Origin of the sequence: Actinoplanes sp. NPDC048791 (genome assembly GCF_040650095.1) — a bacterium.
Classification (GTDB): Bacteria; Actinomycetota; Actinomycetes; order Mycobacteriales; family Micromonosporaceae; genus Actinoplanes.
Genome location: NZ_JBEZGQ010000252.1, coordinates 1 through 9354 on the forward strand (window position 1 = coordinate 1; position 9354 = coordinate 9354).

A 9354-nucleotide genomic window follows, 5' to 3' on the forward strand; every position below is an offset into this window, starting at 1 on the left:
GTGGCGGCGGTGGACGCCGAGGTGGCGGCGGCCGCTTCTGACCCGGGGCCGGTGCGCTGCCGGGGCGGGATCGCTGCCGGGCGTCGGTCTCGGCTCAGGAGCAGGGCTTCTCGGCGGGGGTGGGGTTTTCGAGGAGGGCGTCGCAGAGCTTGCTGAGCTGACGGATCTGGGCCGGGCTCAGCCGGTCGAAGACCAGGTGCCGCACAGCGTCCACGTGACCAGGTGCCGCCCCCACGATCTTCGCGAAGCCCTCGTCGGTCAGCACCGCGATCTGGACGCGGCCGTCCTCGGGGTCACGCTCGCGGCGAACCAGGCCCTGCGCCTCCAGCCGGGCGACCACGTGCGACAGGCGGGACAGTGAGGCGCTGGCCTTGCGCGCCAGGCGGCTCATCGCCAGACGGCGGTCGTCCCGCTCGGACAGTGTGGCCAGCACCAGATAGCCCATGTGGGTCAGACCCGCATCCCGCTGCAGCTGACCCTCGAGCGCGGCCGGCAGCTTGACCAGCACCTCGATGAACCGGCGCCACGCCTGCTGTTCCTCGTCGGTCAACCACCGTGGCTCGTCCATGGCAGCAGATTAGTTAACGGGGTTCCCAGCAAGCTGCCCCGGGGCCGGGATCGGCGTCCCGTCGCGCCCCAACCTTCGGGAAACAAGGCAAGAACATTCGGGCAGGTCGATCGACTTCATTGAAGCCTCAAGGGTAAAGTGCGCGGAGACTTTTCCCTTCCGGCACGGCGCCGGGACCGGCTGGCTGGGGGGCCTCGGCCGGCCCCGGCGCTGTGTCGCTCCGGCCGCCCGCCTCCTTTGGCCACGCCGCCGCGCGAGGCCCGGACCCACAGTCGGACCCTTGGGCACTCGTCGTTGATCCGTTCGGCGATGCCGGTTCGCCTCGGGCGTGCTGTCGCAGTTCCGGGTGCAGTCGCTGGAGCTGCTCCACGACCTGGTTCGACCGCTCCGGTCGACCGTCGATCTCCGGCCGGGCGCCGCTGTTCCGCCTGTGAGACGGGTGAGCTGTGCGCACTATGAGACGGTCGCCTGCCGGGTTCGGCTTGATCCGTGAGGGACGGATCAAGGTCGGCTGATAACCCCAAGACCGGCCGTCGTCAGCAAGCCTCTTCGATGACGAGCATGACGTTGCGGAGTTCGTCGCGGAACTCGGCCAACCAGAACTGGCTGGTCGGCGCAGCCACGCCCGCCAGGTAGCGTTCCACTCGTTCCAGCAACGCTTGACGGTCCGTACCGGTGACTTCGGTCGGATCCGGCCCGTATGCATGCAGAACCCGTATGTCGGTTCCGCTTGAGCAGGCGTCGTAGCACCCGGGCAGGAGGCTGCGCCTGCCCTCCGCGGATGTGCCATTTGGTGCCGTTGCCATCGGTCCAGCAGCCGGCCCGGATCGGGCGCGGCCAGGTTTGCGCATCGAGCCGCTCCGGTTCGGCGCTGGAACGCGAGTCCCGAACAAGAGCCGTTAAAGATTCCCGACGTTCGTGGCGCATGATTCCCATGCTGACAGTGGCTCGCCATGCCGGGCCAGCTCCGGCTTGTTCAGGCAGCCGCCCCGGCCGCCGCCTCCTTGGCCACGCCGTGCGGAAAGGCCCCAACCCCTGCGGTCAGGCTGCGCTGTCCGGTGGGCTGGTTCTGGCGCCCGGCCGACAGTGGTAGCAGCGGTAGCGGGCTTCGGCACTCTTGTACCAGTCGTGGTCGCCGCAGTCGCGGCTCCCTTTGGGCACCAAGGTCATGCACCATGCGGGCAGAGCCGTGCGCAACGTAGTCCGCCAGCGGTATCTGCCCATGGTTCGCTGCTCCTGACTAGCCGTTCCGTAGGCCGGCGGAGGGCTTGAAGACCCAGGGCGGACAACCTAGCGCGGGCACGGCAAGAGACGGCCTGCGCGTCACGCTCAGCGCGGCCGTCCCTGCACCCGATGCACGAGCATCCCGCCCCGGAGGGCGGCGAGCTCAGGAAGCCGGCGGCTCGTCCTTACCGGCCTCTTCCAGCGCATCCGCCTCTTCCTTGGTCTTGTGCACCGCACCCTCGGCGTGCTCCGGCGGCCCGTAGACCGTGTACAGCACCAGCGGGTTCGGGCCCTCGTTGGTGAAGTTGTGCTTGTGCCCGGCCGGCACCACCACCAGGTCGCCCTGGCTGACCTTGCGGGTCTGGCCGCTGACCTTGGCCTCACCCACGCCGCTCACGAACGTGAGGATCTGGTCCACCTCGTGGACCTCCTCACCGATCTCGCCGCCCGGCGGGATCGTCATGATCACGAGCTGGGTGTGTTTGCCCGTCCACAGCACGCGGCGGAAGTCCGGGTTCTTCTCGGCAACGGTGGCGATCGTGTAGTGCTCCATGGCACCCACGTACCCGGATCACTGCAAGTTTGAACGCCGCAGCCGGGTCGCCGGGCGCAGCTCCTCCACCGGCGCCGGGCGGCCGATCAGGTAGCCCTGCACGAAGTCGACGCCCATCTCGCGCAGCATCCGCAGCGTCGCCTCGTCCTGCACGTACTCGGCCACCGTGTGGATGCCGTACGCCTGGCAGACCTGCACCAGCGCCCGGACCAGCACCTGGTCCTCCGGGTTACGCACCAGGTCGACCACGTACTCGCCGTCGATCTTGACCAGGTCGATCGGGAAGAGCCGCAGGTAGCGGAACGACGCGTAGCCCGAGCCGAAGTCGTCCAGGGCCAGCTGGCAGCCCAGGTCGCGGATCCGGTCGGCGAAGTGCCGCGCTTCGCTCAGGTTGCCGATCAGAGCCGTCTCGGTGATCTCGAACGTCAGCTGTTCGGGGTTCACCGCGTACCGCTCGATCAGGGTTTCGACCTCGGCGGTCAGCCGGGGGTCGCCCACCGACCGGCCGGACAGGTTGATCTGCAGGCAGAGGTCGGTGCGCTCGGCCGCCAGCTGCATCGCCCGCTCGACCACCCACAGGTCGATGTCGTAGATCGTGTCGAGGCGTTCGGCGATCTGCAGCACCTGCTCGGGCGACTGCGGCTCGTCGGCCTCGTCGAGGACGCGCAGCAGCAGCTCGTGCCGCAGCACCCGGTTGGTCTGCAGCTCCAGGATCGGCTGGGCGAACAGCGTGAAGCGGTCGGTGCCCAGCGCGTCGGCGACCCGGTCGCGGTAGGTGTCCTGCCGGTCGCGGGCCGGCACCGGGTCGGAGACCAGGGTCAGCGGCCGTTCCGCGTCGCGGGCCTGCCGCCACGCCTGCTCGGCGTCGATCAGCAGATCGTGGCTGTCCGCCTCGCCCTCGGCGCGGAACCGCACCAGGCCGCCCCACACCCGGGCCCGCAGCCAGGCGTCCGGCAGCACGAACGGCTGCGACCGCAGGGCCTCGATGAACAGGTCGGCCTGGCGGCGGGCCATCACCCAGGAGGCGCCGGGCAGCAGGACGGCGATCTCGTTCGGGCCGGCCCGGCCCAGCAGGTCGTCGGGACGGGCGAGGCCTTCGAGCACGCGGGCGGCCCGCTGCAGCAGATCGGCGTGCCGGTCGGCGCTGACCCCCTCGGCCCGGTCCGGCTCGACCCGGACGACCAGCACCGCCCCGCCACCGCGGCGCTGCGCCCGATCCACCTCGTCGGCGAAACGGGCGCGGGTCAGCAGGCCGGTGGCCGGGTCCTTCTCGACGACCGACGCCTGCACGGTCTCGCCGCGGCGGCTCAGCCGGGCCACTTCACGGCGGGCGCGTTCGCGGGCGGAGACGTCACGCAGGGAGCCGTGGATGCCGACCACGGCGTTGTCCGGTCCGATGATCGGTTCGAGCCGGCAGTCCACGTCGAACCAGCCACCGTCGTCACGCATCAGCCGTACCGTCGTGCGCACCGGCTCGCGCGCCGTCCAGGCGCGGGTGATCGCACCGAGGGCCTTGGCGTGGTCGTCGACGTGCACGTGCCGGGCCAGGATCTGCTGGGTCAGCTCGTTGCCGCCCGGCGGCCGGCCGAGCAGGCCGGCGAGCGCGTCGGACCAGACGATCTCCTCGCCGGCGGCCAGGTACGTGAACCAGGCCTCGTCGTCGGGAGCCGTACGGGGCTCGGGCAGCGGCAGCTGGTGGCCCTGATTGGGGGTGAGCCGGGGGCGGCGGGAGAGGCGGTCGCGCAACGCGCGGGGACGCGGAAAGCGTTCTTCGGGTGCCGTCATGCGCCGTCGCTACCTCCCTCCCAGGTCAACCGTTGCCCCTGACCTATTACGACCCGTCACAGGTCGATGTAACAGTGGGCACCCACGACAATGTTTTCGCAGCTGGCCCAACAAAACAACGAACTGCACGTTCTCCACCGTTCAGGGCCGTAATTTGGCCGATCGGTCGACCCTGCCGCCGCGCTCGGCGAGAGCCCGGTCACCGTCGGATCCATGACAGACAGTTACTTGCTGTGCTTACTGTGGAACCTTGTGCGACCCCTACCCGCTCTCCACGATCAACATGCACGCATAGGTGCGACAGGCATGCGCCGCGTAACGAGATCCGGAGACGGTGGATATGGTGGCTGTTCGGACACGTGAGCGAGGACGACGACGCATGGGCATCATTCGGGACATGCAGCGGGCGCACGCGACCCAGACTGCCGCCGAGCAGCGGGCACAGACTGCCGCCGAGCAGCAGCGCCAGCTGATCAGGCGTAACGCCGACCTGGCCGCCGCGGCCGCCCAGCGGGCAGCCGCTGACGCGGAGCAGCAACGCGAACACCGCCGGTTGTACGCGGAGGCCCGCACGGCCGAGGCGGCAGCGGCGAACGCGGACATCCGGGCCCGGCTGTCCGAGCTCGACTCGCTGCTGCTGTCCACCCTGGATGTCGACGACCACATCGACCTGGACAGGTTCAAGAAGCCGGTGCGGGTGCCGCCGTTCGACCCGGGCAAGCTCGGCCGGCCGCTGCCGGAGCCGGTGTGGGAGAGCTTCGCCCCGCCGGAGCCGCGCGGGGTGGGCAAGATCCTCGGTGGTGAGCGGATTCACCAGCAGCAGGTGGAAGCCGCGAAACGGGCGTACCAGGACGCGCGGGCGCGCTGGATCGACGCGGAGACCCGCCGGCTGCGCCAGCTCGCGGCCCGGGAGCTGCAGTACGAGGAGAACCGCAGCCGGTACGAGGCGAAGCTGATCTCGTACAACGCCGAGGTGGACCGTTTCGCGGCGGCCGTGGCGGGAGCCGATCCGGCGTCCGTGGTCGAGTACTTCGCGATGGTGCTGGGCAACTCGGTGTATCCGGACGACTTCCCGCAGCATTTCCGGCTGGCGTACCAGGCGAAGCAGCGCCGCCTGCTGGTCGAATACCACCTGCCGCCGGTCGAGGTGATCCCGGTCGTCAAGGAGTACCGCTACGACCGGGTCCGCGACGACCTGGTGGCGGTGCCGCGCGACGACGGTGAGATCCGCCGCCGTTACACGGAGATCATCTCGATGGTGGCGCTGCGGACCATCCACGAGATCATCGAGGCCGACCGCGGCGCCCTGGTGGGTGAGGTGCTGTTCAACGGCATCGTCGACACCATCGACCGGCGCACCGGCCAGTTCGTACGGCCCTGCCTGGTGTCGGTACGGGCCGACCGGGACACCTTCGCCGCGATCAAGCTGCGCCGGGTCGACCCGATCGCCTGCGTCAAGCACCTGCCGGCCGGCCTGTCCGCCCAGCCGGACCAGCTCGACGGCGTGACCCCGATGATCGACTTCGATCGGGAGGCCGGGGAGGACTTCACCGGCGAGTTCAACGTGCTGGCCGACATCGACGAGCGGCCCAACCTCGCCACGCTGCCGGCCGCCGAGTACGAGCAGCTGCTCTGCGACCTGTTCGGCAACATGGGACTGGAGATGGGCCAGGCCGCCGAGGGCCCGCGCTGGCTGGCCACCGATCCCCGGCCACTGTTCGGGGGCGCGGTCGTGATCTATGCCGTACGCGGCAAGCCGGTCAGCGCGGCCACGGCCGCCGGCCTCGCCGAGGAGGTCGCGGCGGCCGGCGCGACCAAGGGCATCCTGGTCGCCGTCGACGGGTACGAGGTCGAGGCGTACGAGGCCGTGGCGGGCCGCCCGGTCGAACTGCTGGACGGCTCCGCCCTGCTCAACCTGCTGGCCGAGCACTCGGGGGTGAAGGCCCGGATCGAGTCTGCCTAGCCGTCCAGCTGGTGGCCGGTGGTGGCGTCCACGTGGTCGGGAATCTCGTCGTGCCGGTCGCCGACGGTCGGCGTCCCGGTCGGTTCGAACATCAAGATCTGGGCGCCGCCGGGTGAGCTCGGCTTGTGCTCGGTGCCCCGCGGCACGGTGAAGGCGTCGCCCTGGCGCAGCACGACCGTACGGTCCCGCAGGGCGATCTGCAGCTCGCCGTCCAGCACGAGGAAGAACTCGTCGGTGTTGTCGTGGGTGTGCCAGAGATGCTCGCCCTGGACCTTGGCCACGCGTACGTCGTAGTCGTTGACCCGGGTCACGATGCGCGGGCTCCACAGGGTGTCGAAGGAGGCCAGGGCCGCGCTCAGGGAGATCGGTTCGTCGCTCATCCGCTCATCCTCGCCGCTGGCGGGCCGGGCCGGGGAGTGCTAGGAATCGCGGATGACGCAAGAATCCTTGCACCGGGTCGTGGTGGTCGTCGATGACAACTCCAACCCGTTCGAGCTGGGCTGCGCGACCGAGATCTTCGGCCTGCGCCGCCCCGAGCTGGGCCGCGACCTGTACGACTTCCGCCTCTGCTCCCCCACCCCACGCACGCCGATGCGCGACGGCTTCTACACGCTGACCGGCGTGGCCGGGCTGGAGGCGACCGAGCAGGCCGACACCCTGATCGTTCCGAACCGCCCCGACGTCGAGGTGCCCCGGCGCCCGGCGGTGCTGACGGCGATCCGCCGTGCCCACGCTCGCGGCGCCCGCCTGATCGGCTTCTGCAGCGGGGCCTTCACGCTGGCCGAGGCGGGCGTGCTGGACGGCCGCCGAGCCACCGCGCACTGGCAGTGGGCCGACGACTTCCGCGCCCGGTTCCCGGCCGTGACCCTCGAACCGGACGTCCTGTTCGTCGACGACGGTGACATCCTCACGGCCGCGGGCAGCGCGGCGGCCCTGGACCTGGGCCTGCACGTGGTCCGCCGCGACTTCGGCGCCGAGGTCGCCAACACGGTCAGCCGCCGCCTGGTCTTCGCCGCCCACCGCGACGGCGGCCAGCGCCAGTTCGTGGAACGCCCGGTGCCGGCGATCCGCGACGAATCGCTGGCACCGCTGCTGGCCTGGGCGCAAGAGCACCTGGACCAGCCGCTGACCGTGGCCGACCTGGCCGGGCACGCGGCGATCAGCCAGGCGACCCTGCACCGCCGGTTCCGCGCCGAGCTGGGCACGACGCCGCTGGCCTGGCTGACCGGCGAACGCGTCGCCCTGGCCTGCCGGCTGATCGAACGCGGCGAGTCCCGTCCTGAGGTGGTGGCCCGGCGCACGGGCCTGGGCACCGCGACTAACCTGCGGACTCTGCTGCGCCGGGAGACGGGTCTGACCCCGACGGAGTATCGCCGTCGCTTCGGAACGGTGCCACGTTGAGCTCCTCGATGCGCTGCCAGAGGGGGCGCAGAGCTGCTTCCGGTTCGCGGGCGAAGATGCTGCCGCGGATCCGGACGAAGACGCAGTTGCCGACCCGTTCCAGCACCGCCTGCCGGCGCATGTCGCTCTCCCACTGCTCCGGCCCGTGGTACGCGTCCCCGTCGCACTCGATGGCCAGGCGGCGCCCGTCCGGGGCGTTGAGCACGAAGTCGATGCGGTAGCCGCCGATCCGGAACTGCGGGGTCGGCCGGTAGCCCCGCTTGACCAGCCGGCGCAGCACCTCGCGTTCGAAGTCGCTCTCGCAGAGCAGTTCCAGGTCCGGTGCGGTGGTCTGCACCGGCAGGTTCAGCGCGTAGTTCAGCAGCAGGGCCCGCGCGTCGTCGGCCAGCAGCGACGACGGCCGGACCGAGTAGAAGATCCAGAGCTGGTCGCGGGCGCGGGAGGCGGCCACGTTGACCCGGCGGTGGTACTCGCGCTTGGTGAACGCCGACGGCCGGCCGTCGTTGTCGGAGACCACCATGGACACCAGCACGACGTCGCGTTCGTCGCCCTGGAAGGTGTACGCGTCGCCGACCCGCAGCCGCCGGGCCTCCATCTCGTCCTCGCCGATCGCCTCGCGGATCCGCGCCAGCAGGTAGGTGGCCTGTCCGCTGGTGCTGAGCAGGCTGATGACTCCGATCGTCTTACCGGCGTACGACGGATCGGCCACCAGAGCGGACACCTGCGCCACCAGGGCCTCCGCCTCGGCGACGTTGACGTCTCCGTAAGGCGGCAGCGGTTGCCGGGTCCCGTCCGGAACGAAGATCGGCCGCACCGGGGATTGCACCGCCCGGTCCGCCCGCAGCGGCTGGATCTTGCCGTCGTAGTAGTGCCGGGACGAGAACTCGATGATCTGCGGCACGCAGCGGAAGTGCTCGGTGAGCAGGATCCGTTCCGGCGAGCGCCGCACCGCGTGGTCGTAGAGCGACGACTCCGGGTCGAAGTGCTCGGCCGACGGCACGTCATCCAGGTGGCTGTGGATGAGCCCGGCGACCGAGCCGACGAAGCCGAGCTGCGGGCCGATCTGCTGGTCGTCGCCGACCACCACGGCCCGCTCGGCCAGCGACAGCACCGGCAGCGCGAACAGGTCGGCCTGCGACGCCTCGTCCACGATCACCACGTCGAAGTGCGCGCCCCCGGCGAACTGCTCGATCGCGCGGTCCACCGACATGACCCAGACCGGCACGGCCTCGACGGCGGACTCCATGGCCCGCTGGGCGTGCGCCTGCCAGGCTGCCGCGCTGCGGCCCGTACCTTTGCCGATCTTGCGCAGGGCGGTGGTCCAGTCGGCCAGCGCGGCCCGCCGCCGATCGTCGAGGGCGCGGGAGACCTCGAGCCACGCGGACGCGACAACGAGGTCACCGGTGAGCCGCCGGATCTTGTCGCGGGCGAGCTCGACCCGGCGGTTCAGCACGGCCGGGTCGACGCTGCCGACGACCTGGTCGAACCACGTCTGAGCCTGCCGCCACTGCCAGGCCCGCAGGCAGAGCTGCCCGGACACGGCCGGCACCAGTCCGGCGTCGACCTGGGCGGCCCACTCCGGGGCCACCTCCGCCAGCTGGTCGCGCAGGTCCACGTACCGCTGCACGTCGGGCCGCAGCGCGGTGAGCCGGCGCGCCTCGGTGACCAGCGCGTCCCATTCCTCCAGGTCAGGCGCGAACCAGGCCGCGGCCAGCGGCGGCCACGGCACCAGGGCGTCCGCGACCGCGCGGACGGCGGCGTACATATAGACAAGTTCGAAGTCCACCGGGCCGTCGTCGATCAGGGCCGAGTCGTCCGCCCGCCGGGCCCCGGCGAGGGCCATCTCTTGCGTGGGGACGG

7 protein-coding genes are annotated in these 9354 nt (G+C 70.9%); 2 read left to right on the forward strand and 5 right to left on the reverse strand.

What is annotated here, in order from left to right:
* Positions 1-94: 94 nt before the first annotated feature.
* From AB0C29_RS19630 to AB0C29_RS19640, 3 genes are all read right to left on the reverse strand, one after another.
* The gene (locus tag AB0C29_RS19630; RefSeq protein WP_360822012.1) at positions 95-568 is read right to left on the reverse strand and encodes a MarR family transcriptional regulator; all 474 of its coding nucleotides are present in this window, start codon (positions 566-568) and stop codon (positions 95-97) included.
* A gap of 1387 nt (positions 569-1955) precedes the next feature.
* A complete protein-coding gene (locus tag AB0C29_RS19635; RefSeq protein ID WP_360822014.1) occupies positions 1956-2345 on the reverse strand; it encodes a cupin domain-containing protein in 390 nt (129 codons plus the stop codon).
* 18 nt (positions 2346-2363) lie between these two features.
* Positions 2364-4130 carry a sensor domain-containing phosphodiesterase gene (locus AB0C29_RS19640; protein WP_360822016.1) on the reverse strand — a complete coding sequence of 589 codons (1767 nt, stop codon included), beginning with the start codon at positions 4128-4130 and terminating at the stop codon, positions 2364-2366.
* Positions 4131-4509: 379 nt separating this feature from the next.
* On the opposite strand from AB0C29_RS19640, the gene AB0C29_RS19645 reads away from it, so the two are divergent.
* On the forward strand, positions 4510-6093 hold the full coding sequence (locus AB0C29_RS19645) for a restriction endonuclease (protein ID WP_360822018.1): 1584 nt from the start codon (positions 4510-4512) through the stop codon (positions 6091-6093).
* Here the strand turns inward: AB0C29_RS19645 and AB0C29_RS19650 are convergent.
* A complete protein-coding gene (locus AB0C29_RS19650) occupies positions 6090-6473 on the reverse strand; it encodes a cupin domain-containing protein (RefSeq protein ID WP_360822020.1) in 384 nt (127 codons plus the stop codon). The two genes, AB0C29_RS19645 and AB0C29_RS19650, sit on opposite strands and share 4 nt — an antisense overlap.
* 52 nt (positions 6474-6525) lie before the next feature.
* Here AB0C29_RS19650 and AB0C29_RS19655 point away from each other — a divergent pair, with 52 nt between their 5' ends.
* A complete protein-coding gene (locus tag AB0C29_RS19655; protein ID WP_360822022.1) occupies positions 6526-7494 on the forward strand; it encodes a helix-turn-helix domain-containing protein in 969 nt (322 codons plus the stop codon).
* On the opposite strand, the gene AB0C29_RS19660 is transcribed toward AB0C29_RS19655, so the two are convergent.
* Positions 7412-9354 (reverse strand): AAA domain-containing protein (locus AB0C29_RS19660; protein ID WP_360822024.1); only part of this gene is annotated, 1943 nt, incomplete at its 5' end. The two genes, AB0C29_RS19655 and AB0C29_RS19660, sit on opposite strands and share 83 nt — an antisense overlap.